This window comes from Nocardia sp. NBC_00511 (assembly GCF_045161165.1).
Classification (GTDB): domain Bacteria; phylum Actinomycetota; class Actinomycetes; order Mycobacteriales; family Mycobacteriaceae; genus Nocardia.
This window is the reverse complement of sequence record NZ_CP107849.1, coordinates 7,198,239-7,224,676: the sequence shown is the minus strand read 5'-3', so window position 1 is coordinate 7,224,676 and position 26,438 is coordinate 7,198,239. Positions and strand designations below refer to the sequence as shown.

Below are 26,438 nucleotides of genomic sequence, written 5' to 3'. Positions count from 1 at the left end.
CGAGCAGAGAGCTCGGCGCTAATGCGACCCAACGCTAGCATTGTTGACCCGCCTGGACGCGGCGGGCAGTTCCGCCTCCCCGCAACTTCAGCGCCCGGCTCGGAGCCGTAACCAGGCACGCAGGCGGCTCCGGTTCGGGCGCTTTCCCAATTCTGGACGTACCCGGTGAGTTACCCGGACCCTCGCGAAATCAGTTGTGACGTTCGCCAAGGTCCGGGGTACACCGTTTCAGCTCTTGCGGGCCGCTCGGTTGACCGCCGAAACCACCGCGCGCAGTGAGGCGGTGGTGATGGAGGTCGCGATGCCGACGCCCCAGGTGACCTGGTCGCCGATGGCGACCTCCACGTAGGCGGCGGCCTGCGCGTCGTCGCCGGAGGACATGGCGTGCTCGCTGTAGTCCAGGACGCGCACGTCGTAGCCGATGGTGGCCAGCGCGTCGACGAAGGAGGCCAGCGGGCCGTTGCCCTCACCGGAGATGGCCTGCTCGACGCCCTCGACCTTGACCACGGCCTCGATGTGGTCGACGCCGCCGTCCAGTTCGGAGGCGGTGACCTTCTGGCGGATGCGCTCCAGCGGCAGGATCGGGGTCAGGTACTCCTCGGAGAAGACGTCCCACATCTCCTTCGGGGTGACCTCGCCGCCCTCGCCGTCGGTGATGCGCTGCACGGCCTGCGAGAACTCGATCTGCAGGCGGCGCGGCAGCACCAGCCCGTGGTCGGTCTTCATGATGTAGGCCACGCCGCCCTTGCCGGACTGCGAGTTGACCCGGATGACGGCCTCGTAGGTGCGGCCGACGTCCTTCGGGTCGATGGGCAGGTACGGGACCTCCCAGACGATGTCGTCGACATCCGCGCCCGCGGCGTCGGCGGCGGCCTTCATGGCGTCCAGGCCCTTGTTGATGGCGTCCTGGTGCGAGCCGGAGAAGGCGGTGTAGACCAGATCGCCGCCATAGGGGTGGCGTTCGGCCACGGGCAGCTGGTTGCAGTACTCCACGGTGCGACGGATCTCGTCGATGTTGGAGAAGTCGATCTGCGGGTCCACGCCGCGCGAGAACAGATTCATCCCCAGCGTCACCAGGCAGACATTGCCGGTGCGCTCACCGTTGCCGAACAGGCAGCCCTCGATGCGGTCGGCACCGGCCTGGTAGCCCAATTCGGCTGCGGCGACGGCGGTTCCACGATCGTTGTGCGGGTGCAGCGACAGCACGATGGAGTCGCGGCGGGCCAGATTGCGGTGCATCCACTCGATGGAGTCGGCGTACACGTTGGGCGTGGCCATCTCGACGGTGGCGGGCAGGTTGATGATCAGCGGCTTGGCCGGGGTCGGCGCGATGATCGCGGAGACCGCGTCGCACACCTCGCGGGCGTAGTCCAACTCGGTGCCGGTGTAGGACTCCGGGCTGTACTCGTAGCGCCAGTTGGTGTCCGGGTAGCGCTTCTCGACCTCCAGGCACAGCGTGGCGGCGTCGGTGGCGATCTTCTTGACGGCATCGCGGTCGGCGCGGAAAACCACGCGCCGCTGCAGGATCGAGGTCGAGTTGTAGAAGTGCACGATCACGTTGTGCGCACCGGCGCAGGCCTCGAAGGTGCGCTCGATCAGCTCGGCGCGGGCCTGCGTCAGCACCTGGATGGTGACGTCGTCCGGGATGGCGCCGTCCTCGATGATCTCGCGGACGAAGTCGAAGTCGGTCTGCGAGGCGGACGGGAAGCCGACCTCGATCTCCTTGTAGCCCATGCGAACCAGCAGGTCGAACATGCGGCGCTTGCGGGCCGGGCTCATCGGGTCGATCAGCGCCTGGTTGCCGTCGCGCAGGTCCACGGCACACCAGCCGGGCGAGCGATCGATGATCTGATCCGGCCAGGTGCGGTCGGGCACGGTGATCGGCTCGACCTCTTCGGCGAAGGGCCGGTACCGGAACACCGGCATCGAGGAGTTCTTCTGGGTGTTCCACGCGGGCTGGTCGGCGGGCGCGGGCTTGGACGGCGCGGTGATGTTGCGCGTCCCGGATACGAAAGCGTCAGCGGGTGACATGGCGTTTTATCTCCGAGGGTGTGGCTGGATCCCAGGTATGGGGTAGACCGGCGCGGCAGATCCCCGCGACGGAGGGCCGGTCCGTATCAGACCCCGTCGCGGCGGCCGAGGAGAAGTGCCCGCTGCATGATGACGGTGAGTTTACAGGGGCGCGCGAACGGCTCGGAATTCGGGGAGGCGAGGGCCACGAACCGAGTGTGTCATCCGCGTGCGGCGGCCGCGCAGAGTTCGTGGATCACGCGCATTTTGCCGAGAACCGGGTCGGCCAGCACGAAAGGATACGGATCCCGGTGCCCGATCGAACGATTCATCATGTTGAGCGCCCAGACCAGCGGCAACCACAGATCGATGATCCGGTCGAAACCGGCGGGGCCGGGGGCGGGACTGTCGAGGGTGGCTCCGGCGGGCGCCATGCCGAAGGCGGCGGCGGTGTCGAGGGTGTCGCGGATGTGCAGGTAGTGGGCGAAGGTTTCGGCCCAGTCCTCGGCGGGGTGCATGGTGGCGTAGGAGGAGACGTAGTCCGATTCCCAGCCGGGCGGCGGGCCCTCGTTGTAGTGGCGGTCCAGGGCGGCCTGGTAGTCGGCGTCCGGATCGCCGAACACCTCGAGGCAGCGGGCCCGGTCCTCGGCGGTGGCGACGAGGACGGGATAGAAGTAGTGGCCGATCTCGTGGCGGAAGTGGCCGAGCATGGTGCGGTAGGGCTCGTCCATCTCGATGCGCAGTTGTTCGCGGTGCAGGTCGTCGCCCTCGGCCAGGTCGACGGTGATGACGCCGTCGGCGTGCCCGGTGATCACGTTCTCGTCGGCGCTGGCGAGCAGGTCGAAGGCGAGGCCGCGTTCGGGGTCGACGGTGCGGTCCACCAGCGGCAGGCCGAGTTCGGTGAGCTCCAGCACCAGTCGGCGCTTGGCGGTCTCGGCCTCGCCGAAGGCCTCGAGCCAGTCGGTGTCCTGATCGGCGGGGCGCGTGCGGGTGAGGTTGCAGGACAGGCAGAGTGGGCCGCCGCCCACGTGCACCAGCCAGTTGCACTGCGCCACATACTGATTGGCGCACAGCTTGAATTCGTGGGTGTCGACGGAGCCGTCGCCGTCGGGTTTCGGTTCGTCGGCGAGCACCACCAGCGCCCGGTCGGGCAGGCTGAAACCCAGTGGGCTGCCGCAGTGCAGGCACAGGGTGTTCTCGAAGGCCAGGCGCTGGCCGCAGTTGGGGCAGCTGAAATCTCGCACGGTCAAACCTCCACGGGGGCCACGTCGACGGAGACGGTGATGCTGCTTTCCCTGGCGTCGGTGTAGATGATGCCGCGCAACGGCGGGACGTCGGCGTAGTCGCGGCCCCAGGCCAGGGTGACGTAGTTCTCGTCGGCGAACTGATCGTTGGTCGGATCGAAGCCGATCCAGTTTCCTTCCACGAGAGGGTCTTCCCCGCCTGCGGGCAGCCAAACGGCGGCCCAGGCGTGGGTGGCGTCCGCGCCGACCAGGCGTTCCTGGCCGGGCGGCGGTTGGGTGGCGAGATAGCCGGAGACGTAGCGGGCGGCCAGGCCCAGCGAACGCAGGCAGGCGATGCCGAGGCGCGCGAAGTCCTGGCAGACGCCTTCGCGGGCGGCGAACACGTCGGCGACCCGGGTGCTGACGGTGGTGGAGCCGGACTCGTAGGTGAAGTCGGTGTAGATGCGGGTGGTCAGCTCCCGCACCGCCTCGACCAGGGGGCGGCCCGGCGGGAAGGATTCGGCGGCGTAGGCGGCGACCTCGGGAATGATCTCGGGCGGCGTCAGGTCGAGGGTGAATTCGACTGCGAGCGGACCGTTCTCGCCGGTGGGCCGGGCCTGCTCCCACGGCATCGGCTCGGCGCGCAGGGCGGGCGCTTCGACGTCGACAAGGGATTCGCCGGTCACCTCGAGGCGACGATGTTCGGCGGTGACATGGAAGTAGAGGGTGGTGTTGCCGTACACGTCGGTGCCGACCGAGCGGTCCGAGGGCACCGGGTCGATGTGAATGTCGTGGCCGCGCAGCCGCTGTCCGGGGAAGTCGCGGGGTGAGAGGAAGGCGCGGCCGTAGGAACTGCTGACCACGTCCGAGTACACGTAGACGGTGCTGTGCAGCACCCGGTAGCGGCGCATCGGCTAGCCCACCACCCGGGTGGAGCCCCACAGCGGTTGGGTCTCGCGGGGCACCGAGAGCCGGGTCGCCTCGAAGGATTCCGACATCTTGCGCAGTCGCAGGTAGACGCCCGCGAGCAGTTCCGCGAGTTCGGCGCGGCGACCGTCGGCGTCGGTGGCCTCCAGGTCGTCGGGGTCGAGGCGGCTGAGCATGCGCTGGGCATCGGCCAGCAGTCGTTGCGGCCGTTGCGCTCCGGAGGCGCCCGGCAGTGCCAGGAAGTGTTCCTCCAGGCGTTCGAGCTGGTAGACCAGCGAGCGCGGATTGTGCTCGTCGAACAGCAGCAGCCCGGCGACGGCGGCGATGCGCACCGAATCCCGGTGGCGGCGACGGTAACTCACCGAGGAGACGGTGGCCTGCAGCACCGCGTCGGTGACCACCCGGTCGACCTCCGGCGGATAGGAGTCGGTGAGCGCCGATTCCAGCAGCGCCGACAGCGCCAGCGCGCGCTCCAGGCGGCGGCCGATATCCATGACGTGCCAGCCGGTGTCGCGCACCATCGATTCGGCGTCGATCCCGGACAGCGACAGCAGCGCCGACAGCACCCGGGAATGCACCGCCGAGAGCGCCGCGCCCCGATCGCCGCGCCCGGCAGGGTATTCCGAGAGGGCGCGGTCGATGGAGCCGAGTACCATCCAGGTGTCGGTGGAGAGCTGATCACGCACCGCGCGTGCGGCTTTCGAATAGCACTCCACCGAATACGCCACGGCGCCGGACAATTCGCGATCGGTGGTGAGCGATACGAGGTAGTCGTGGTCGCGCCGGGACGCGCCGGGCAGTGCGATGGGCACGGTCGGCTCGTCGGAGTATTCGCGGGGGCGCGGCGGCCGATTCTTGGCGGCGGCCTGGGACTGCGTCTGCGACTGGGCGGTGCGGCCGCGTGAACGCAGCCGCACGGCCGGTTCCCGCTCTGCCGCGAGTTTCGTTGCGGGCGGGGTGGTTCCGGTCATCCGGCCCAGCGCGGTCATCAGGATCGGCATGGCCTGCGCGCCCTCCATCCACGGCCGGTACCGGTAGTCCTGGTGGCGGTCGTGGATGGTGGCCAGCAGCCGCACGGTGACCTCGGCGCGTTCGGCGTAGCGGCCCAGCCAGAACAGATCGTTGAGCACGCGCGGCGAGCTGATCACGTCCAGCGCCGGGACCGGCAGGACCCGGCGTTCGCGTTCCTCGGGCGTCTCGACGGCGGGGGCGGCCGCAACCGTGGTGGGCGCGGCGCTCACCCAGACGTCCTTGGCGGCGGCCTCGCCGACCATGCCGTCCGGGCCGCCGCGCTGATGCAGCTGCCCCAATCCGCCCTGCATGACGCGATATCCGACCCGCCCGGCCAGTGCGAACAGCCGGACGGCGACCGGTGCGGCGGCCAGTCCGCCGGATTCGGCGACGGCGGGCGCGACGGAGAATCGGGCCGGTTCCTGCCCGACCCACTTCCAGCCCTCGGCGGCGATGCGGGTGCGCCATTCGGCGCGTTGCGCGGCGGTGAGCAGGTGGCCGAAGACGGTGCTGTCGTCGACGGTGGAGCGCACCACCAGCCGTGACAGGTTGGCGATCAGGTGGGAGCGTTCGGCATCGACTCCGCCCCAATAGGATTGGATGCCGGGCAGTTTCAGGTCCTCGTCGAGCAGTCGGCGCGCCAGCCGGGGCAGGAAGCAGGCCAGGGCCGGGTTCTCCAGCAGCCCGCTGCCGAGGGTGTTGACCACCGTCACCGCGCCGCGGCGCAGCACCTCCACCAGGCCGACCACGCCCAGCCGGGAGTCGGGGCGCAGGTCGAGGGGGTCGGAGAATTCGGCGTCGACGCGCCGCAGCACCACGTCCACGCGTTTCAGGGTGCCCAGCGAGCGCATCCACAGGCGGCCGTCGCGCACCACCAGGTCGGCGCTCTCGACCAGCGGAAAACCCAGCACGGACGCCAAATAGGCTTGGTCGAAAGCGGTTTCGGAGTGCACGCCCGGGCTCAGCACCACCACCACCGGGTCCTCGTCGGCGGCCTGCGGTGCGGCCTCGATGAGCATCAGCCGCATGGCGCGCACGAACGGGGTGAGCGGGCGCGGGCTGGCCAGTTCGAAGGCCTCGGGGATGGCGGCGGAGACCACCCGGCGGTCGGCGAGCGCGTACCCCGCGCCGGAGGGGGCCTGCGCCCAGTCGGCCAGCACCCGGAATTCGCCGTCGCTCCAGCGGCTGACATCGCAGGCGTGCAGGAAGAGCTGATGCCTGCCGGGCAGCGAGATCCCGTGTGCCGCACGCACATACCCGCTGTGCCCGAACACCAGCTGCGGTGGCAGCAGCCCCTCGGTGAGCAGTGTGCGCGGTCCGTAGATGTCGGCGAGCATGGCGTCGAGCAGCCGGGAGCGTTGCACCACACCGGATTCCAGTGCGGCCCAGTCGGTGTCGGACAGCAGCAGCGGGATCGGGTCCAGCCGCCACGGCGACGGGTTGGCCGGTTCCTCGGAGGGGGTGAGCTCGGTGTAGGTGATGCCGTCGTCCTCGATGAGGCGGCGCACCCGGTCGTCGGTGCGCAGCAACCCGTCTCGGCCCTGGTCGAGGAAGTCGGCGGACAGGTCGGCCCACAGTGGGCGCAATCGGCCGGTGCGGTCGACCAGTTCGTCGTAGCCGCCGCCGGTGGGCAGGCCGGAGGCGTCGCGCGCCCCGGCCTCGACCGCCGCGTCCCGGTAGCCCGCGAATTCGGCGAGCACCTCGCGGCGGGCGGCGAGGGTGGCCCACCGGTCGGGTTCCTCGGGCGTGGCGTCTCCGGGTGGCACCGCGTCGAGCACTGTCACCGCTATCACTTCCCCGAGTGCGCCTATCGATCGCCGGTCAGGCCCCACACGGTCCGCGCCCGGCGCAGATCGAGTATTCCGGGGGCCCCGACGTCTGTTGCCTGTATGGCCATTTTGGCACGCAATTCCGCGATATCCACCGGACCGGGTGTGTGCCCGGCGGATTCGAAGCGGCGATTGCGACGCGATTGCGCCACCACCGAATTCACCGGCGGGCCCGCGTAGAACATGCCGCCCGGATGATTCACGTGATACGTGCAGCCACCGCGCGAGAGCCCGGTCTCCAGATCCACCACGTCGAAGACCAGCGGCGCGTCCACCGTGATCGTCGGATGCAGCGATTCCGGCGGCTGCCAGGCCCGGTAGCGCACGCCCGCCACCTGCACGTCCGCCTTCCCGGCCGCAACCAGCGGCAGCGGGAAACCGTTGCAGGTCACCACATAGCGGCCGCGATCGGCTCCGGTCACCCGCACCTGCAACCGCTCCACCGAGGAGTCCACGTAGCGCGCGGTGCCCGCGGCGGTGGTCTGCTCGCCGAGGGTGTTCCACGGTTCGATGGCGGCCCGCAGTTCGATCTCCATTTCCCCGAGTACCGCCGTGCCGAAGCGCGGGAAACGGAATTCGGCGAACGGTTCCAGCCAACTGCTGTCGAATTCGATGCCGTGCGCGCGCAGATCCGCCGCCACCTCCGCGATATCGGCCTGCAGGAAGTGCGGCAGCAGGTAGCGCCCGTGCAGGTTCGAGCCGTGCCGCAGCAGCGGCGCGGTGTAGGGCTGCTCCCAGAAGCGCAGCACCAGCGCCCGCACCAGCAGCGACTGCACCATCGCCATCCGGAAGTGCGGTGGCATCTCGAAGCCGCGCAGTTCGAGCAGGCCGAGGCGGCCGCGCGCGGAATCCGGGCTGTAGAGCTTGTCGACACAGAACTCGGCGCGATGGGTGTTGCCGGTGAGGTCGGTGAGCAGATGACGCAGCGCGCGGTCCACCACCCACGGCGGGGCGGGACTGTCGTCCGAGCCCGAATACCCTGCCGCGATACGGCTTTGCCGCGCGATCTCGGCGAAGGCGATCTCCAGCTCGTAGAGCACCTCCTCGCGGCCCTCGTCGACGCGCGGCGCCTGCGAGGTCGGTCCGATGAACCGGCCGGAGAACAGATATGACAGCGCCGGATGCCGCTGCCAGTAGGTGAGCATCGACACCAGCAGATCCGGCCGCCGCAGCAGCGGTGAGCGCGCCGGACTGCTGCCGCCCAGCGTGATGTGATTGCCGCCGCCGGTCCCCCGGTCGGTGCCGTCGACATCGAAGGACTCGGTGCTCAATCGCGCCAGCCGGGCCTGCTCGTACAGCGTGCTCAGCAGCGCGGACTGCTCCGCGAAGCTCGAGGTCGGCTGCACGTTCACCTCGATCACCCCGGGATCCGGCGTGATCGACATGGTGTGCAGCCGCGCGTCCGCGGGCGGGCCGTAGCCCTCCAGCACCACCGGCTGGCCGACCGCGGCGCAGGCCTCCTCCACCCGGCGCACCAGATCGCAGTACGCCCCGAATTCCTCTACGGGAGGCAGGAATACGTACAACCGATCGTGGCGAACCTCCGCGACCACCGCGGTGATCGGCGCGCGCTCGGCGGACTCGACCACCGCGAACGGCTCGTCGTCCGCGAACGGCATCCGGGGTGCGAAGGGATCCGCCTCCGGTCGTGGCGCGGGAGCCTCCCAGGCGATCGACCGCAGCGGCAACCGCAGTCCGGCCGGAGAATCCCCTTCCATCAACATGATTCGCCCGCGCCGCAACCGCCAGTCCGCGCTCGCCCACCCGGCCTCGTCGGCCCGCCGATACAGCGACAGCACATAGGCGACCGGCTCACCGACCGCGGCATCCAACCGTGTCAGCAGCTCCTTGCGGGCCAGCTCCGAATCCTCACCCGGAGCCAGGTCTTCCTCCGATCCGACCGGTTCCCCTTCCGGTGCAGCGGATTTCGCCGCCAATCGCAGCAGCGGATCCTCGTATGCCGGGCGCACCTGACTGCCGGGAAGTCCCAGGCCTGTCGCGAGGTGCTCGATGATCCTTCGGGCGGCCGCGACGGAGGCGGCCGGGTCATCGGCGGCGTCCGAACAGCTTTCGGCCCTCGGGTCGGATTCGTCCAGCGGTGACATCTCCGGTGGCGGGTCGGGTGCGAGCCAGGGGTCGGCGAGCAGGTCCGGGCGATGCCAGAGGGGTTTGTCGTCGTCGCGCCAGAGGAGTGCTATTTCCCAGCGGGGCAGGGGTTCTCCCGGATACCACTTGCCCTGGCGGTACTGGGCCAGGCCGGTGGGTGCGTAGATGCGGCGCAGGCGGCGGGCCAGGTCGGCGGCGCGTTCGCGCTTGCGGGGGCCGTCGGCCTCGGTGGTCCATTCGGCGCCCTGCTGATCGTCGAGGGAGACGAAGGTGGGTTCGCCGCCGACGGTGAGGCCGATGCGAGCGGCCCGGGTGCGCGAATCCACGTCCGCGCCCGCGGCTTTGATGCGCTCCCACTGAGTATCGCTGTAGGGCAGCGTGACTCGCGGGTCCTCGTGGATGCGCAGCACCGTGTTGGAGAAGTCGAGGGTGGCGTTGACCGGGTCGGTGGCTCCCGTGATGGGGGCCGACGACACCGGGTGCGGGGTGGCGGCGAGGGGGATGTGGCCCTCGCCCGCGAACAGGCCGGAGGTGGGGTCCAGGCCGACCCAGCCCGCGCCGGGGAGGTAGACCTCGGTCCAGGCGTGCAGGTCGGTGAAGTCGGTGGGCGGACCGGACGGTCCGTCCAAAGATGGGACGTCCTGCGACAATTGGACCAGGTAGCCGGAGACGAAGCGGGCCGCCAGCCCGAATTCGCGCAGGATGGACACCAGCAGCCAGGCCGAGTCGCGGCAGGAGCCCAGCGCGGTGCGCAGGGTGTGATCGGGCGTCTGCACACCCGGTTCCATCCGGACGGTGTAACCGACGTCTTGGCGCAGCGCCTGATTCAGCGCGATCAGGAACTCGATGGTGCGCGGCCGATCCGCCGGGGTGTGGGCGCGCACCCAGGTGCGCACCGATTCGCCCGGCCCGCAACCCGATCCGGATCCGTCCTCGTCGACCGGCCGCAGATACGGCTCCAGGTCGGCCGAGAGCTGCGGCGAATAGGTGAACGGATACTGCTCGGCCTGCTCCTCGACGAAGAAGTCGAACGGATTGATCGCGTCCATGTCCGCGATCAGCCCGACCACGATCGAGAGTTCCGACGCTGGTTCGTGGAAGACCAAGCGCGCCAGGAAGTTCCCGAAGGCGTCCTGCTGCCAGTTGACCCAGTGGTCGCCCGGAGTCACTCGCATCGAGTAGGCCTCGATGGCGGTGCGTGTGTGCGGCGCGGGTCGCAGCCGTACGACGTGCGGATGGATACGCACGGGGCGGTCGAAGGAATATGTGGTGCGGTGTTCGAGGGAAACCCTGATTCCCATCTGTTCAGTTCACCACGCCTAGCAGCCGAATGCTGGCGTATTTCCCGACAGTTCGGACGACACGCGGTGACCTCCCACAGTTGTCACACGGGGGTGATAAACCCGTAAAAGACGATTGGAGGAGTTGCATGGCCGCCTGCTCGCTGTGTGACGCGTCCCTCGATCACTGCCACGGGACGCTCATCGTGCACGCCTACCGGGATCCGGAATGCACCGATCCGGCGTGCGCCATCCCGGATCGGCTGTGCCACACCTGGGTCGCGGACTGCTCCGACGTCGCGGGCGGCTGCGAATGCCTGGAGGTCGCGCCGGTGGACGCGCGGCCCGAGCCGATCACCCGGACCGGACCGCAGCGCCTCGTCGGCTGACAACTAGCCTGTTCGGGTGAGCTACGACCTCGTGCTGCTGCCCGCCCGCGCCGCCGCGTCACCCGACACGGTGGACGACTTCCTGACCGCGCAGGACAGTAAGCCGGTGGCCGACACGGTCACCGAGATCGCGCTCGAGCTGGACAAGCGCAATGCCGAAGTGCCGGAGGCCGACAGCTTCCTGGGCGCGCCCGCCGCCGACGGCGGCATGGGCGAGGCGCTGTTCGTGTCCACCCCGTACGACGCCATCGGGCATCTGCGCGGCCTGCTGTTCGAGCTGGCGGTGCCGCGCGGCTACGCGGTGTGGGATCCGCAGCTGTCGTGGCTGATGGATCCGGCCGATTCGGTACCGGCGGCGGTCACGCACGGCGGAGCCGGTGAATTCCCTTTTCTCACAAAGGGACTGATCGACACCTGGATTCCGGAACTGGGACAGCCCGGTCCGTATCTGATCGCGGAAACCGGTGATCAGATCTATATCCAGACCTATCGGCATCCGGACGGGCATTTCGATCTCGAATATCGAGACGGGTCCGCGGACAAGCATTTCGCCACCTCGGTGTCCGACCCGACAATTGTCGCGGAGCTGATCTGGGGTTGGGCCACCGGAGATCGTTCGGGGTTCGAGGCGCTGAATTGGCAGCGCCTGTCCTTGTAACGGACTTATTCCAATTCCGACGCGCGGTACCCGGCAATGAGGGCCGTACACGCTCCGGAAAGCTAGCATTTCGCTAATTGCACGCGGTGTTTTTCCGGCTGGTTCGCGTTACTCACCGAGGCGAGGAGCGAGAAATGAAGCTACGACCCACTCTGCGCGCCCAGACGATGCGCAAGGGTCTGGCCGTGGTGGCCGGGCTCGCCGCCACCTTCGCCATCGCGGTGGCGCTGCACGCCAGTGGCGCGGGCGCGGATATCCCGCGCAATGTTCAGCACATTCCCTGTCCACAGCCGGCGGCGCTTCCCGCACCGCCGACGTGGACATAGAAAACTTCAGAGCGCGCGACGCCCGGAAAGGGCACGGCCCAGGGTCAATTCGTCGGCGAATTCCAGATCGCCGCCCATGGGCAGGCCCGAGGCGAGCCGGGTCACACTCAAACCCGGGAAATCGCGGAGCATGCGGAGCAGATAGGTGGCCGTCGCTTCGCCCTCGGTATTCGGATCGGTGGCGATGATGACCTCGGTGACATCGACGCCGTCGTCCTGATTTCCGATGCGGGTCAACAGTTCCCGAATACGGAGTTGATCGGGACCGACGCCCGACAATGGATCGAGCGCGCCGCCGAGCACGTGATAACGACCGCGGAATTCGCGGGTGCGCTCGATGGCCTGCACATCCTTGGGTTCCTCGACCACACAGATCATGGTGCGGTCGCGGCGCGGGTCGGCGCAGATGCGGCAGAGTTCACCGTCGGAGACGGTGCCGCAGACCGCGCAGAAACGCACGCCGTCGCGCACCTTCTGTAGCGCCGCCTGGAGACGGTCGATCTCGGGTGGCTCCACCTGCAAGAAGTGAAACGCGATGCGCTGTGCGCTCTTCGGACCGACACCGGGCAGTTTGCCCAGCTCGTCGATGAGATCCTGAACCGGACCCTCGTACACCTGCGCCGGTCCCCGTCAGAATCCGGGCAGCGCGCCGCCGCCGCCACCGAAGCCACCGGCCAGCGGGCCCAGGCGTTCGGCGGCGAGGTTCTGGGCATTGGTCATGGCGTCGTTGATCGCGCCGATCACCAGATCCTGCAGGGTTTCCACATCGTCCGGGTCGACCACCTTCGGGTCGATGCTCAGCGACAGCACCTCACCGGTGGCGCGGATCTTCACGCGCACCAGGCCACCGCCCGCCTCGCCCTCGACCTCGGATTCCGCGATCTCCTGCTGTGCGGCCATGACCGCCTGCTGCATCTGCTGGGCCTGGGCCATCAACTGCTGGATATCGAACTCGCCACCGGGCTGCACGGCGCTTCCTCTCTGCGGGGGAACTGACGTCATCAGCCTAGTCGCCGAGTCTCGGCGGTTGGCTTGACTCTCCCCCCGCTGGAGAGTGTTCGCTATAGGCATGACGGCGACGGTTCCGATCGGGGAGTTCTCCCGGCTCAGCTACCTCACTATCAAGACCCTGCGCTACTACCACGAGATCGAGCTGCTGCGGCCGGTCTCGGTGGATCCGAGCACGGGCTACCGGTTCTACTCCACCGACCAGGTGGAGCAGGCGCATCTGATCCGGCGGCTGCGGGACCTGAACATGCCGCTGCCGGAGATCAAGGCGGTGGCGGCGGCACCCGATCAGGGCGCGCGGGACGCGGCCATCCGCGCGCACCTGGAACGTATGGAGGAGGAACTCACCCGGACCCGGGACGTGGTGGCGTCCTTGCGCTCACTGCTCACCCCGGGGCACGGCATCGAGGTCGAATACCGCTGGATACCAAGCCATTCCGTGCTCGCGGTCAGCGGAGTGGTGCAGCGGGAGCACTGTGATACCTGGTGCGACAACGCTTTCGGCGGACTGTACGGCGCACTGGCCGCCGCCGACATCGCACCCGCAGGACCGGGCGGGGCCACCTACGCCCTGGAGTTCTTCGAAGCCGACGAGGGTGAGGTGGTCGCGTTCGTGCCCATCGATCCCCAGCATCGCGACCGGCTGCGGAACGCGGACGGCGCGTCCGTCCTGGAGCTACCCGGCCGCCGCTTCGCCATCGCGGTGCACGCCGGACCCTTCACCGAATTCGACCGCACCTACGGCGCCCTGGGCAGCCATGTGGCCGAACACGATTCCGCGCTCGCCGAACCCGTGCGCGAGCGCTACCTGATCGGCCCCGGCGACGCCGCACCGGCCGATTACCGCACCGAAGTCTGCTGGCCCGTAGGTCGGCTCTGAACAAGGAGAGCACCATGGCACTGTCCCTCGGCAACATCACCATCGACTGCCACGACGCCGCCGCCCTGGCGGGGTTCTACGCGCAGCTGTTCGAGCGGCCGGTCGACGAGGGCGCGAACGAGCACTTCGCGACCATCGACAATGACGCCGCCACACCGACATTCATGTTCATCGGGGTGCCCGACAAGAACCCGGGCAAGAACGTCGTGCACCTGGATCTGCACGGAGCCGATCAGCCCGCCGAGATCGCCAAGGCGGTCGCCCTCGGGGCCAAGCATCTCGCCGACTTCGACGAGTACGGCGTCAAATGGGCGACGCTGGCGGACCCGGAGGGCAACCTGTTCGATATCGCGCAGGACTGACGAACTAGGCCAGTTCCTTCTTCAGGTTCTCGAGCACCTCGGCCTGGATCTTCTTCAGGCCGAGCGGCGCGAAGATGCCCTCGAAGATGCCGCCGATGCCGCCCGCGCCCTTCCAGGTGGTGCGCACGGTGACCAGCGAACCGCTGCCCGACGGGGTCACGGTCCAGGCCGTCACCATCGAGGAGTTCGAATCCCGTTCCGTCACCATGGAATCGGAGACCGAGACGGCGGCACGCACATTGCGGGAGCGCTTCTCGGTGGCCTGCAGCGTCCATTCCGCGACGGTGCCCGCACCGTGGCCGCCCTCGACCACCTTGTAGTCGCGGTAGTGCGAGGAGAGGATGCGCGGACGCACCGACTCGTAGTCGGCGATCGCGTCGAGGGTCCGCTTCGGATCTGCCGTCACGACGATCGAACTGGAGGCGCTGACCTGTCCCACCATGTGCTCCTAACTGACGACCCTGTTGCCGCCCGGTCATGTTACGCCGCCAACAGCCGCGTCCGGATCATGCGTCCGGGGCATTCTCTGTGAATATCCGGTGCGGTGAAGCGGTCCGGCGGGCTAGCCGGTCACCAGCAGGCCGCCCAGCGCGGCCGCGGTCGCGGTCAGCGCCAGCACCAGCCCGGTCAGCACGAACCGCCGCATCGGCACCCGCACCGCGTGGGTCCGGCAGAACTCCAGGCACAGCAGGGTGGCCAGCGAGGCCCACGGCGTGATCACCGGTCCGACGTTGACGCCGATCAGCAAGGCCAGTAACTGATTTCGCTCACCCGGCGGAATGACCGCCTCACCGGCCGTATAGGCAGGCAGGTTGTTCACCACATTCGACAGTCCCAGCCCCGCACCGGCCGCCCGGAGCTCACCGAGCACTCCGGAGTCCGTACCTATCAGGTGCTCCATCAGGTTCGAGAGTCCGAACCGGCTCAGCGTCGGCACCACCAGGAACAGTCCCGTCACGAAAACCAGTAGCTGCCATGGCAACAGCGACCACCGCAGCGCCGAGCGGTCGAACACCGCGAAGGCGGCCACCGCGATCGCCGCGGCCCCCAGCGCCGCGAAGCCGATCCGATCGCCGATGAACGGAATGGCCAGCACGAACAGCACGCACGCACCCCCGGTCGCGTACAGCAGCACCCGCTCCCGGGTATCCGCGGGGCGAACCGGCTCCGGCACCACATACCGGTCCGCGCCGCGCCGCGACCGCCGCCAGTACCAGACCCACAGCCAGACCATGGTGACCGCGATCGAAAGCAGTTGCGGCAACCACATTCTCGCCGCGAACCCGGTGGCGTCCAGCCCGACCCGGTCGGCGGCCAGCAGGTTGGTGAGGTTCGAGACCGGCAGCAGCAGGCTGGCGGTGTTCGCCAGCCACACCGTGGTCATCGCCAACGGCAGCGCCGGAATTCGCGCGGGCACCGCCAGCGCCAGCAATACCGGTGTCAGCAGCACCGCCGTGGTGTCGAGGTTGAGCACGGTGGTGGTGACGGCGGCGAACAGCACGCACAGCAGGAACAACCCCGCGTAGTTGCCGCCCGCCGCGATCGCCATCCGGTGCGCGATCACATCGAAAACCCGTGCCCGCCGAGCCAGATCGGCCAGCACGATCACACTGCCGAGGAACAGCAGCAGCGGCGCGATCCGCCGCATGTTGTCGGCCGCCTCCGCACGGGGCAGCAGTCCGGTTGCCACACACAGCAACCCGGCGACGAGCAACCCGATCCGTACTCGATCCAGCACACTCGGTCGCCAAGACATCCGGTCATGGTCTCATTCGGCGGCCCGGCCCCGGATCCGGGGAGAAGGCCGAGGCGGCCCATCGCAACCCAATTGTTAGCTCAAGTAACAATCATCACTGCGACGTCGGGAATACGCTCACAGGACGGCAGGTGGCCCGCCGACACGCATGGAAACTGTGCGTGAAAACCCGCCCCGCCGGTGCTCTCCTGCTGGCCGTACCGGTCGGTGCACGCTAGGTTTCCGAAGGTGGCAGTGAGTCTGTTGGGGAAGGCCGGCCGCGCACCGGCCGCACAGGAATCAGGTTTCACCGCGCATCGAGCCGGAGTCGACCGACTCCTGGCCTCCTACCGCGCCATACCGCGGGATGCGAGCGTACGCCTGGCCAAGAAGACGTCCAATCTGTTCCGGGCGCGCGCCAAGACCAGCGCGCCGGGACTCGACGTCTCGGGCTTGACGCAGGTCATCGCGGTGGACCCGGTGGCGCGCACCGCGGACGTGGCGGGCATGACCACCTATGAGGACCTGGTCGCCACCACGCTGCGCTACGGCCTCGCACCGCTGGTGGTGCCGCAGCTCAAGACCATCACCCTGGGCGGGGCGGTGACCGGCCTGGGCATCGAGTCCACCTCGTTCCGCAACGGCCTGCCGCACGAATCGGTGCTGGAGATCGACGTGCTCACCGGGGCGGGCGAGATCGTCACCGCCACACCCGACAACGAGCACGCGGATCTCTTCCACGGATTCCCGAATTCCTACGGCACCCTGGGGTACTCGACCAGACTGAAGATAGAACTCGAACCGGTGCAGCCCTATGTGGCGTTGCGGCACATACGGTTCCACGATCTGCGCGAGCTGGAGGCGACGATGACACAGATCATCGCGGACCGCTCGCACGCCGGCGAACGCGTGGACTACCTCGACGGCGTGGTGTTCACCGCCGACGAGAGCTACCTGGTGCTGGGGCGGCAGACCGACGAGCCCGGACCGGTCAGCGACTACACCGGGATGGACGTGTTCTACCGCTCCATCCAGCACGACTCGACCGAGCCCAAGCGCGACCGGCTCACCATCCACGACTACCTGTGGCGCTGGGACACCGACTGGTTCTGGTGCTCACGGGCTTTCGGCGCGCAGAATCCCAGGATTCGGCGGTTGTGGCCGAAGCAGTACCGGCGCAGCAGCTTCTACTGGAAGCTCATCGCGCTGGACCAGAAGTACGGGATCGGCGACCGGATCGAAGCGCGGCAGGGGAATCCGCCGCGCGAACGCGTGGTCCAGGACATCGAGGTGCCCATCGAGCGCACCGCCGACTTCGTGGAGTGGTTCCTGCGCGAGATCCCGATCGAGCCGATCTGGTTGTGCCCGTTGCGATTGCGCGACACGGTCCGCGAGGCGGACAGCGCGGGCGAGCACCCGTGGCCGCTCTACCCGCTCGAACCCGGCCGCACCTACGTGAACATCGGATTCTGGTCGGCGGTGCCGACCGTCGCGGGACAGCCCGAGGGCCTGGCGAATCGGGCCATCGAGCGCGAAGTGTCCAAACTGGACGGTCACAAATCGCTGTATTCCGATGCCTACTACGACCAGGATGAGTTCGCCGACCTCTACTACGGCGGCGACACCTACTCCACGCTCAAGCAGCACTACGACCCGGACTCTCGCTTACTGGATCTGTATTCGAAGGCGGTGCAACGCAAGTGACCACGTTCAAGGACCGTTCCGATGTATTCAACGAACTCGGCACCAAACTCAGCATTGCCGAGATCTTCGAGACCCTGATCGAGGGCCCCGTGCCCATCCGGCTGACCGCCTACGACGGCAGCACCGCCGGGCCGCAGGACTCGGAGTTCGGACTCGAGATCACCACCCCGCGCGGCGTCAACTACATCGCCACCGCGCCGGGCGATCTCGGCATGGCCCGCGCCTACATCTCCGGTGATCTGCTGGCCACCGGCATCCACCCCGGCGACCCCTACGAACTGCTGAAAGCCATGGGGGGCTTGAAGTTCCGCCGCCCCACCGCGCTGCAGCTGGTCGTCATCGCGCGCTCGCTGGGCTGGGATCTGCTCAAGCCGATCGCCCCGCCGCCGCAGGAGACCCTGCCGCGCTGGCGGCGCATCGCGCTGGAAGGCCTGCGGCACTCCAAGACTCGCGACGCCGAGGCCATCCACCACCACTACGACGTCTCCAACACGTTCTACGAGTACGTGCTGGGTGAGTCCATGACCTACACCTGCGCCGCCTACGAGGACCCGAGCTGGACGCTCGAGCAGGCGCAGGAGAACAAGTACCGTCTGGTCTTCGAGAAGCTGAACCTGAAGGCCGGCGACCGGCTGCTCGACATCGGCTGCGGCTGGGGCGGCATGGTCCGCTACGCCGCGCACCGCGGGGTCAAGGTCATCGGCGCGACACTATCCGCGGAACAGGCCGAATGGGCGCAGGCCAAGATCGCCGAACAGGGCCTGTCCGAACTCGCCGAGGTACGCCACTCCGACTACCGCGACATCGCCGAGGGCGAATTCGACGCGGTGTCCTCCATCGGCCTCACCGAGCACATCGGCGTCGCGAATTACCCGGCCTACTTCGAGTTCATAAAGTCCAAGCTGCGCGTCGGCGGCCTGTTCCTCAACCACTCCATCACCCGGCCGGACAACACCCGCATCACCAAGGCGGGCGACTTCATCGACCGCTACGTCTTCCCCGACGGCGAACTCGCCGGATCCGGCCGCATCATCACCGAGATCCAGAACGTGCGACTCGAGGTGCTGCACGAGGAGAACCTGCGCCAGCACTACGCGCTCACCCTCGCCGAATGGTGCGACAACCTGGTGAAGAACTGGGACGCCGCGGTCGAAGAGGTCGGCGAGGGCACCGCCAAGGTGTGGGGGCTCTACATGGCGGGCTGTCAGCTCGGCTTCGAACGCAATGTGGTGCAGCTGCACCAGGTGCTGGGCGTCAAGCTCGGCGAGGACCAGGCCTGGACCGTGCCGCTGCGCCCGTGGTGGCGGGCATAGCAACTCTCGTAACTCTCAGGGGCTTCCCCTGAAACCCCTTCCACAAGAAGGGAACCCGGGCAACGAGAAAGGGCAGCGGCGCGAAGTTTCTGCGCCGCTGCCCTTTTTCGCCGTTCAGAGACTCAGGAGAGCGGGGTCTGCAACGGCAGGCCCAGGCGTTCGGTCATCCACGGGAACGACGAGGTGAACGCCGCCGCCGCGAACTGCCAGGTGTGACCGCCCTCGGTGGTGTGCACCGTGCAGTTGATATTGACCTTCTGCCCCTCCGCGCACAGCGCCTCGGCGGCGCCCACCTCACCGGTGTCGTAGACGCCGTCGCGGCCGCCCATGCCCGCGGTGTTCTCGTTGGCCGGCTGCTGCGGCATCCGGGCCTTCATCTTCGGATCATTGGCCATCTTCTTCTGCCACTGCGGCGGCGTCAGATCGTCGAACAGGCCGACCGTGTCCGGGTAGTTGCCGTGCTTCTGCATGACGGTGGTCGGATCGAAGGCGGCCCAATCCTGTTCGCTGCCACCGAAGAGCCGCTTGACCGTCTGCTCCTTGGTGCCCGCGGTCGGACCCAGATCGCCCGCGATGTCCACGAAGGTGCCGAACAGCTCCGGATGCATGGTCGCCAGATCCACCGCGCAGGTGCCACCCATCGACCAGCCGACGATCCCCCACTTGGCCGGATCCGCGGACGCGCCGAAGGTCGACTCGACGTAGCTCGGCACATCCTTGGTGAGGTGATCGGCGGCGTCACCGCGCGGGCCGTTCACGCACTCGGTGTCGTTGTTGAACGCGCCGCCGGAATCGACGAACACCAGGATCGGCGTCCGGCCGTTGTTCGACTTCGCGAAATTGTCCACGCTGGGCATGATCTGGCCGCTGCGCACCCAGTCCGCGGGGGTGTTGAACTCGCCGCCGATCATCATGACCACCGGCAGCGTCGGCGGCTTGTCGCCCTGGAACCAGGCGGGCGGCAGATACACGTACTCGGTGCGGTGATTGAAGTGGCTGCCCGACTCGGGAATGTCCACCGGCACGATCCGGCCCGCGTCCACATTCGTGTTCCGCAGCGACGCCAGATCGTCCAGATCGGTCTGATGCGGCAGCGGTTCGGCCGCCAGCGCGTCCCAGGCCGCGTTCGCGGTCGGGTAGTAGCCGACCCACTGATTGAGCACCACACCGACATTCAGCAGCGCGATCGGCACCGCCAGCACCGCGGCGACCCGCTGCCACCAGCTGCCGGTCCGGATGCCGAACACCGCGGCGCCCAGCACCGCGCCCGCCAGCCCGATCGCCACCCACAGCAGCACCGGAGCCGGATCCGAGGCCAGCCCCTCGTCATTGGTGAACGCCCACGACGCCCACACCACACCGAGCGCGAACACCACGCACACCGGCACCCACAGCAGCCACCAGCGGCGAGTGAACCGCGCGAACGCCACGATCAGCAGAAAGACCGCCGCGAAGGTGATCACCTGCGGTAGCCAGCCGTGCAGCAGCGAAATGCCATGGTGGAAGCCCGGATACCCGGTCTGGGTCTGCGCGGGCATCTGCGGTGCCGGAGGCACCACGGGTGGGGATTGCAGCATCGGCGTCACAGGCACGTCGGCGATTGTCGACACCATTCCTCGAGAAACCCTGTGAATCGGCTGTATGCGGCCTCCGGGCTGTATACAGCGTTGCCGACGCCGCGCGCCCGGAATCCGAACCGCGAAGATCACGCGGCAGCCCCGTGGTCAGGTCAAACGATGGAATCCAGGAATCGGCGGGGCAGTTCCTCCCCCGCCGAACCCTCGGCCCCGAACGGCATCTCGTGGCGCATGGTTCGCAGAATGTTCATCACCCCCGGCCCCGCGTCCAGCAGCGGACGCGACCAGCCCAGCTCCGCGCAACGCTGCACCGCCGGGGCCAGCACCGCGATGGACTCGCCCAGCCAGCCCGCCGCCGACAGGCATTCGGCCAGCAGCAGCGCGGCATCCAGCTCGGCCCGCGGCCGCCGCTGTTCGCGAATGCGACTGTGCAGCGCCCGCGCCCGCTTCACCGCCGTATCGTCGATGCCCAGTGGGGCCAGCTCGTCGGAGATGTGGTTCTCCCCGCGATAGTGCCGCGCCAGCAGCGCGCGAATGCCGGCGATCTCCTCGGCCTCCACCGCCAGCGCGGCCGCGCCACCGGCATGGTGCAGCGGGCGCATCATCGGATCGGTGACCAGCCCCGCGGTCAGCGCGTCCGCGGGCAGGCCCAGCCGGAACCGCTCGGCCCGCACATGCGCGGCGAGACGGACCAGCTTGCGGTCGGCCGCCATTCGCGCACCCTCGTCCAGGCGGGCCGTGGCCGTGGCCAGATCACCCCGCACCGCCTTCACCCGCGCACCGCACACGAAGATGGTGATCAGGAAATCCACCGGACCCACCCGCGCGGTCAGCTCGTGACTCTGATCGAGCAGCCGCTCGGCGCTGTCGAGATCACCGCGGCGATAGCTCACCTCACCCAGCAGCGCCGCGGCCACCCGCACCGAATGCGAACGAGAACCCGAACGGTCCCGGGCGGTCTGCCACGCCTGCTCGAAAAAGCCGGTGGCAGCGTCGATTTCGAGCTGCTCGTAGGCGGCGGCACCCTGCGCGCACAGGCCGAACACCGCACCGAGCGGATCGGCCGAACGCGCGTGATACGGCGCGGCCCAGTCCTGCATCGACCGCGCGCCCTCGAAATCGAAGTCGCACAGCCGCACGAACGACGCCAGATTCGCGGCCGTCGACACCGTCCAGGCGGGCAGTTCGTCGGCCAGCTTCAGGCATTCGGTGAGCCGATCCAGCAGGCCCTCGGTGCGATCGCGCGCCACCTGATCGGCCGCACCCAGCACCGCCGCCTGACAGCGCTGGTTCACCGCCTCCGCATCGGTCGCCGGACTGCGCGCCAACATGTTCGACAATCGGCCCAGCGCGCTGCGCGCCGCACCCGACTGCTGCAGGTTCACATTCGCCCGGGCCAGCGTCATCAACAGCTTCGACCGCGAAGTCACCTGCTGCACAGGCAGTTTCGACACCGTCCCGAACAGGGTGGCGAGCCGGGAGCTGTCGATCAGATCCATGCCGCCCTTCTCCACCAGATCCAGGGCGTACTTGAAATCGGTGGCGGCCAGCGCGTGATCCACCGACTGCCGGATCAGCCCCTGCTCGGCGAACCAGCGGGAAGCCTTGCGGTGCAACGCCTTCACCGCACCCGGATGCGCGCGCTCCAGCCGGGCCCGCAGATGCTCGGCCACCATCGGCTGCATCCGGTACCACTGCGGGTCCTCGGCGATACGGTGCACGAACAGTTCCCGGCGCTCGGCCAGATCCAGCAGATCGGCCGCGTCCGCCGCCCCGGTCAGCGCCTCGGCCAGCGCGGCCGTCACCCGCTCCGGAACCGCTATGGCGGTGAGGAATTCGAGCAACCGCGGGTCCAGGGTGTCTAGCACGTTCTCGGCCAGATACTCGCGGATCTCCTTGTTGTCACCGGAGAGCCCGGCGATGAGCCGGTCCACGTCGTGCGTGGTGCCGCGCAGCGACAGCCCGGCCAGCTGGATCGCGGCGGGCCAGCCGTCGGTGGCGGTGTGGATCTGCTCCACCTGACGTTCGGTGAGCGCCAGGCCCATTCGCTCGACCAGGATCTCCCGGGTCTCCACACCGGTCAGCCGCAACTGCGCGCAATCGATCTCCACCAGCTCGTCGGCCACCTGCAACCGGCTCAGCGGCAGCCCCGCCCGCTCCCGGCTGGTGATGACGAAACGCAAATGGTGCGAACAGTTGTCGAGCAGCGACGCCATCACCCGCTGCGCGCCCGCGTCCGTGATGCGATGCCAGTCGTCCACCACAACCACCACCGGGCCGCCGTCGGCCTGCACCTCGTCGATGAGCGCCGACACCGCGTACGGCACCGCCTCCGCGGGCCGCTCCTCGAGCAGCTGCTCGAGCCCCGCGCCGATCTGCGGGCGCACCCGGCGAATGGCGGCGATGATGTGGGCCAGCAGCCACACCTCGTTGTCGTCGTCACGGTCGATGCCGATCCACGCCACCGGAATTCCGCGATCGGTCAGCTCGGCGCACCACTGCGCGGCGAGGGTGCTCTTGCCGAATCCGGCGGGACCGTGGACGATCGCCAGCCGCCGCCGACCACCCGCGCGCAGCGGCTCCAGCAGCCGCGGCCGCGCCACCGGCTCCCGCGCCGGGGTGGGCGGACGGAATTTCGTTGTGGCCGTGGGCGGCAGCGTATTGCCGGTGCCCGTGAGCGCGGGGCCCGAGGAGGTCACCGCCGGGCGCAGCGTCAGCGAACGACCTCGCGGCGCGCTCACCACCGTGTGCGAACGCAATCTCGAATAGGTCTGGGTGACAACGGGATCGACGCCATCACCGCCCGGCTCGGGATCCTCCAGCAGCGCCATCTCGTCGGGCATCTGCCCGTGCTCGCCCTGCACCGCGCGCAGCACATCACCGAATTCGACTGCGGTGGCGGGCCGATCGCGCGGCTCCGGCGACATCGCGGCCTCGATGGCCGCCGCCACGTCCGCCGGAATCTCCAGCTCCCGCAGATCCGGCACCGGCTGGCTGGTGATCCGCAGGAACTGTGCGATCACCTTCTCCCCCGCCTGCCGCTCATAGGCGGCATGCCCGGTCAGCAGCGCGAACAGCGTGGAACCCAGACCATAGATATCTGAGCGCACGGTCGGCTCGTCGCCCTTGAGCACCTCGGGCGCGGTGAACGCGGGCGAACCGGTGATCAGGCTGGTGGAAGTGCGGAAACCGCCTGGGATGCGGGCGATTCCGAAGTCGGTGAGCTGCGGCTCGCCGTAGCGGCTCAGCAGCACATTGGCCGGTTTCACGTCCCGGTGCAGCACTTCGGCGCGGTGCGCGGTCTCGATCGCCCCGGCCAGCTTCACCCCGACCCGCAGCGAATCCGCCCACGACAGCGGGCCGCTGTCGCGCACCACCTGTTCGAGCGAACCGCGCGTGGCATAGGGCATCACGATGAACGGCCGCCCGCTCGGTGTCACGTCCACCTGCAGAATGTCGACGATATTGGGATGCCCGGACAGTCGGCCCATGGCGTGTTCCTCGCGCAGGAACCGCTCGCGACTCTCCTCGTCTATCTCGCTGGAGAGCACCTTGACCGCGACCACCCGGTCCAGGGCGCGCTGAGCACAGCGATACACCACACCGAAACCACCCCGCCCGATCTCGTCGGCCTCGTAGAGCCCCATGGCCTCGAGTTCGTCGGTGATCGCCATGGGAACGAATGCCTGCGTGGAGTTTTCGGGCGGGGTCGGCTCACCGCGCGAGCCCCCGGGGCGCGCCTGTGGATTCATTTCTGCACCACCTCGCATAATCCAACGTAGCGCGGACCGAACACCAGTGTGGACCTTTCGCGGCAGCCGCGGTGTCCCATTCGGTCTGTTTCACCTCTGTGTAAACGCCGCGGCCCGGGTCGCTTATTCGCGACCCGGGCCGGGGGTTTCAGAACCTACGCGCGGCTTTCGGCCACGCGCTCAGGCGGTACTACTTGCGCAGCGAGGCAGGGACCTCGAAGCGGCTGCCGAACTTGGCGGCCAGCTCGTCGGCACGCGCCACGAACGCCGCCTGGCCACCCGGGTAGCCGACGATGAACTGGTGGGTGCCACCGGTCCAGGCCGGGTAGCCGATGCCGAAGATCGAGCCGATGTTGGCGTCGGCGGTGGACGTCAGCACGCCCTCGTCGAAGCACTTCTGGGTCTCGATGGCCTCGGCGAACAGCATGCGGTCCTTCAGGTCCTGCAGCGAGACGCCCTCGGGCAGCTCGGTGGAGGTCTTGAAGGTGGAGCGCAGCTCGGCCCACAGGCCGGTGGCCTTGCCGTCGGCGTAGTCGTAGAAGCCCGCGCCGCCCGACTTGCCCTTGCGGTCGAACTCGTTGACCAGCTTGTCCAGGATCGAGGCCGTCGCGCCCGAGGCCGCGTCGATCTCGCCACCGGCGGCCGTGATGGCCTCGGCGGTCTCCTTGTAGATCTTCTGCATGGTGGTGAAGTTCAGCTCGTCCGAGAGCTTCAGCGGCGCGGCCGGGTAGCCCGCCTGCAGACCGGCCTGCTCGATGGTCTGCGGGTCGACGCCCTCACCGAGCATCATGATGGCCTCGTTGATGAACTTGCCGATCACGCGCGAGGTGTAGAAACCGCGCGAGTCGTTGACCACGATCGGGGTCTTGCGGATCGCGAGGGTGTAGTCGTACACCCGGGCCAGCGCCTCGTCGGAGGTCTTCTCGCCCTTGATGATCTCGACCAGCGGCATCTTGTCGACCGGGGAGAAGAAGTGGATGCCGATGAAGTCCTCGGTCCGCTTCACACCGTTGGCCAGCAGGGTGATCGGCAGGGTCGAGGTGTTGGAGCCGAGCAGCGCGTCGGCGTCCACGATGTCCTCGATCTCGCCGAAGACCTTCGCCTTGAGCTCCGGGTTCTCGAACACGGCCTCGATGACGAAGTCGACGCCCGCGAAGTCGGCCGGGTCGGCGGTCGGGTGGATCTTGGCGAGCAGCGCGGCGGACTTCTCCGGCGTGGTCTTGCCACGCGAGAGCGCCTTCTCCTCGATCTTCTCCGAGTAGTTCTTGCCCTTGTTCGCCGCCTCGATGGTGACGTCCTTGAGCACGACCTCGTAGCCGGCCTTGGCGGAGACGTACGCGATGCCCGCGCCCATCATGCCCGCGCCCAGCACGCCGATCTTCTTGATCTCACGCTTGGGCACGTCCTTGGGACGCGAACCACCGTTGTTGATGTGCTGCAGGTCGAAGAAGAACGCCTGGATCATGTTCTTGGCGACCGGACCGGTCAGCAGGGACACGAAGTAGCGGGACTCGATCAGCGACGCGTTGTCGAAATCGACCTGCGCGCCCTCGACGGCCGCGGACATGATCGCCTTGGGGGCGGGCATGTTCTGGCCCTTGAGCTGCTTGCGCAGGTTGGCCGGGAAGGCCGGGAGGTTCGCGGCCAGCGACGGGGTGGTCGGGGTGCCGCCGGGGATCTTGTAGCCCTTGACGTCCCACGGCTGCACGCCGCCCTCGGGGTTGGCCTTGATCCACGCCTTGGCGGCCGGGACCAGCTCCTCGACGGAGGCGACGGTCTCGTGGATCAGGCCGGAGGCCTTCGCCTTCGCCGCGGTGAACTTGGTGCCCTGCAGCAGCACGCCCATCAGGCCGTTGGCGATGCCCAGCAGACGGGTGATGCGGGTGACGCCGCCACCGGCGGGGAGCAGGCCCAGGGAGACCTCGGGCAGGCCCAGCTGCACGGCCTTGATGTCGGCCGCGATGCGGTGGTGGGTGGCCAGGGTGATCTCCAGGCCGCCGCCCAGGGCAGCGCCGTTGATGGCCGAAACCACCGGCTTGCCAAGGGTTTCCAGGCGACGCAGGTCACTCTTGATGAAGGTGAGCTCCTCCATGATGGCCGCCGCGTCACCCGGGGTGGTCTGCATCATGTTCTTGAGGTCGCCACCGGCGAAGAAGGTCTTCTTCGCGGAGGTGATGACGACACCGGTGATGTCGTCCTTCTCGGCGACCAGGCGGTCCACAGTGGCCCGCATGGAGTCCTTGTAGAGCTGGTTCATGGTGTTGGCGCCCTGGTTGGGGTCGTCCATGGTCAGCACGACGATGCCGTCGGCGTCCTTGTCCCAGCCGATCATGTTCTCAGTCATAGTG

At 68.3% G+C, this 26,438-nt stretch carries 19 protein-coding genes; 7 read left to right on the top strand and 12 right to left on the bottom strand.

Features of this window, described 5'->3' with window-relative positions:
- Window positions 1-228: 228 nt before the first annotated feature.
- The 5 genes from leuA to OG300_RS33515 form a co-directional block, all read right to left on the bottom strand.
- A complete protein-coding gene (leuA, locus tag OG300_RS33535; RefSeq protein WP_405487976.1) occupies window positions 229-2,031 on the bottom strand; it encodes a 2-isopropylmalate synthase in 1,803 nt (600 codons plus the stop codon).
- A gap of 200 nt (window positions 2,032-2,231) precedes the next feature.
- Window positions 2,232-3,254, bottom strand: a complete 1,023-nt coding sequence (locus tag OG300_RS33530; RefSeq protein ID WP_405487974.1) for a putative zinc-binding metallopeptidase — start codon at window positions 3,252-3,254, stop codon at window positions 2,232-2,234.
- Between the two features lie 2 nt (window positions 3,255-3,256).
- A complete protein-coding gene (locus OG300_RS33525) occupies window positions 3,257-4,144 on the bottom strand; it encodes a transglutaminase N-terminal domain-containing protein (RefSeq protein ID WP_405487972.1) in 888 nt (295 codons plus the stop codon).
- 3 nt (window positions 4,145-4,147) lie between these two features.
- Window positions 4,148-6,949: a circularly permuted type 2 ATP-grasp protein gene (locus OG300_RS33520; RefSeq protein ID WP_405498778.1), complete on the bottom strand. Its 2,802-nt coding sequence runs from the start codon at window positions 6,947-6,949 to the stop codon at window positions 4,148-4,150.
- A 29-nt stretch (window positions 6,950-6,978) separates the two neighbouring features.
- Window positions 6,979-10,407, bottom strand: coding sequence for a DUF2126 domain-containing protein (locus OG300_RS33515; protein WP_405487970.1), 3,429 nt, complete (start codon window positions 10,405-10,407; stop codon window positions 6,979-6,981).
- Window positions 10,408-10,535: 128 nt separating this feature from the next.
- Between OG300_RS33515 and OG300_RS33510 the strand changes: the two genes are divergently transcribed.
- The 3 genes from OG300_RS33510 (at window position 10,536) to OG300_RS33500 (ending at window position 11,759) form a co-directional block, all read left to right on the top strand.
- Window positions 10,536-10,775, top strand: coding sequence for a hypothetical protein (locus tag OG300_RS33510; RefSeq protein WP_405487968.1), 240 nt, complete (start codon window positions 10,536-10,538; stop codon window positions 10,773-10,775).
- 16 nt (window positions 10,776-10,791) lie between these two features.
- Complete coding sequence (locus OG300_RS33505) at window positions 10,792-11,433, top strand: hypothetical protein (RefSeq protein WP_405487966.1); 642 nt, start codon at window positions 10,792-10,794, stop codon at window positions 11,431-11,433.
- A 134-nt stretch (window positions 11,434-11,567) separates the two neighbouring features.
- Complete coding sequence (locus OG300_RS33500; RefSeq protein WP_405487964.1) at window positions 11,568-11,759, top strand: hypothetical protein; 192 nt, start codon at window positions 11,568-11,570, stop codon at window positions 11,757-11,759.
- Between the two features lie 6 nt (window positions 11,760-11,765).
- Here OG300_RS33500 and recR read toward each other — a convergent pair whose 3' ends face one another.
- Window positions 11,766-12,374: a recombination mediator RecR gene (gene recR / locus OG300_RS33495; protein ID WP_405487963.1), complete on the bottom strand. Its 609-nt coding sequence runs from the start codon at window positions 12,372-12,374 to the stop codon at window positions 11,766-11,768.
- Between the two features lie 15 nt (window positions 12,375-12,389).
- Window positions 12,390-12,728: a YbaB/EbfC family nucleoid-associated protein gene (locus OG300_RS33490; protein ID WP_405487961.1), complete on the bottom strand. Its 339-nt coding sequence runs from the start codon at window positions 12,726-12,728 to the stop codon at window positions 12,390-12,392.
- Between the two features lie 100 nt (window positions 12,729-12,828).
- Here OG300_RS33490 and OG300_RS33485 point away from each other — a divergent pair, with 100 nt between their 5' ends.
- Together OG300_RS33485 and OG300_RS33480 are read left to right on the top strand one after the other, a co-directional pair.
- The gene (locus OG300_RS33485) at window positions 12,829-13,647 is read left to right on the top strand and encodes a MerR family transcriptional regulator (RefSeq protein WP_405487959.1); all 819 of its coding nucleotides are present in this window, start codon (window positions 12,829-12,831) and stop codon (window positions 13,645-13,647) included.
- 14 nt (window positions 13,648-13,661) lie between these two features.
- Complete coding sequence (locus OG300_RS33480) at window positions 13,662-14,009, top strand: VOC family protein (RefSeq protein WP_405487957.1); 348 nt, start codon at window positions 13,662-13,664, stop codon at window positions 14,007-14,009.
- A gap of 4 nt (window positions 14,010-14,013) precedes the next feature.
- On the opposite strand, the gene OG300_RS33475 is transcribed toward OG300_RS33480, so the two are convergent.
- Together OG300_RS33475 and OG300_RS33470 are read right to left on the bottom strand one after the other, a co-directional pair.
- A complete protein-coding gene (locus OG300_RS33475; protein ID WP_405498777.1) occupies window positions 14,014-14,448 on the bottom strand; it encodes an SRPBCC family protein in 435 nt (144 codons plus the stop codon).
- A gap of 123 nt (window positions 14,449-14,571) precedes the next feature.
- The gene (locus tag OG300_RS33470; RefSeq protein ID WP_405487955.1) at window positions 14,572-15,765 is read right to left on the bottom strand and encodes an SLC13 family permease; all 1,194 of its coding nucleotides are present in this window, start codon (window positions 15,763-15,765) and stop codon (window positions 14,572-14,574) included.
- A gap of 234 nt (window positions 15,766-15,999) precedes the next feature.
- Here OG300_RS33470 and OG300_RS33465 point away from each other — a divergent pair, with 234 nt between their 5' ends.
- Window positions 16,000-17,448 carry an FAD-binding oxidoreductase gene (locus OG300_RS33465; protein WP_405498776.1) on the top strand — a complete coding sequence of 483 codons (1,449 nt, stop codon included), beginning with the start codon at window positions 16,000-16,002 and terminating at the stop codon, window positions 17,446-17,448.
- Window positions 17,445-18,761 (top strand): class I SAM-dependent methyltransferase, encoded by a 1,317-nt coding sequence (locus tag OG300_RS33460; protein ID WP_405487953.1) that lies wholly within the window; start codon window positions 17,445-17,447, stop codon window positions 18,759-18,761. The genes OG300_RS33465 and OG300_RS33460 overlap by 4 nt, the downstream gene beginning before the upstream one ends.
- A 122-nt stretch (window positions 18,762-18,883) precedes the next feature.
- Here OG300_RS33460 and OG300_RS33455 read toward each other — a convergent pair whose 3' ends face one another.
- The 3 genes from OG300_RS33455 to OG300_RS33445 form a co-directional block, all read right to left on the bottom strand.
- Window positions 18,884-20,299: an alpha/beta hydrolase-fold protein gene (locus OG300_RS33455; protein WP_405498775.1), complete on the bottom strand. Its 1,416-nt coding sequence runs from the start codon at window positions 20,297-20,299 to the stop codon at window positions 18,884-18,886.
- A gap of 191 nt (window positions 20,300-20,490) precedes the next feature.
- Entirely contained in the window at window positions 20,491-24,090 is a 3,600-nt protein-coding gene (locus OG300_RS33450; protein WP_405487951.1) for a protein kinase domain-containing protein, read from the bottom strand.
- A gap of 190 nt (window positions 24,091-24,280) precedes the next feature.
- On the bottom strand, window positions 24,281-26,434 hold the full coding sequence (locus OG300_RS33445) for a 3-hydroxyacyl-CoA dehydrogenase NAD-binding domain-containing protein (RefSeq protein ID WP_405487949.1): 2,154 nt from the start codon (window positions 26,432-26,434) through the stop codon (window positions 24,281-24,283).
- Window positions 26,435-26,438: the final 4 nt, after the last annotated feature.